We start from the raw sequence: 502 nt of genomic DNA, 5'->3' as shown, positions 1-502 counted from the left end.
AACTGAATACCAATATTTCGGGAGATTAACATATCATATCCTTATCAATCCTTTTAGTAACAAAAGTATTAAACGAAATTCTTTCGAACGTGATAGATTAAAAACAGAATATCAAAAAACCGAAGATACCTATAGAGCTGATACTATTGCTAATAATCATAAGAAAGAATTGTTAGATTTAAAAGTGAAAATAGAAAAATTTAATATTAAAAAAAAATAACATTAACACTTCGCTGAATACTGTTTTATCTCAGCTTAAATTAAATGAATCTGAAAAATTACAATTGAAAAGAGACAGCCTTTTGTATGAAGTCGAAAAAAATGAATTAGATCTCAACATCGCAGAAAGACAGAAAAAAGAATTTGAATCTGAAGAGTATTTTCTGGCAGCAAGAGAAAAGATTGATGAAGCATTTGACAAAGCAAAAGAAGACAACAATTCTAAAGTAGTCAATCAAGCAATAGCAGGAATAAATATATATTGGATCTCCATTGGTTACGG

Annotated in this window: 2 protein-coding genes; both read left to right on the top strand. The window is 28.1% G+C overall.

Annotation, left to right across the window (positions count from 1 at the left end):
• A partial coding sequence (locus ABD994_RS31625; RefSeq protein WP_345425869.1) for a hypothetical protein occupies positions 1–220 on the top strand: 220 nt, incomplete at its 5' end.
• A gap of 64 nt (positions 221–284) precedes the next feature.
• Positions 285–502 (top strand): hypothetical protein (locus ABD994_RS31620; protein ID WP_345425866.1); only part of this gene is annotated, 218 nt, incomplete at its 3' end.

Origin of the sequence: Actinomycetospora chlora (assembly GCF_039542135.1) — a bacterium.
In the GTDB taxonomy this organism is placed as follows: Bacteria; Actinomycetota; Actinomycetes; order Mycobacteriales; family Pseudonocardiaceae; genus Actinomycetospora; species Actinomycetospora chlora.
The sequence above is the reverse complement of the archived record's forward strand: the minus strand, read 5'-3'. Positions and strand labels throughout refer to the sequence as shown.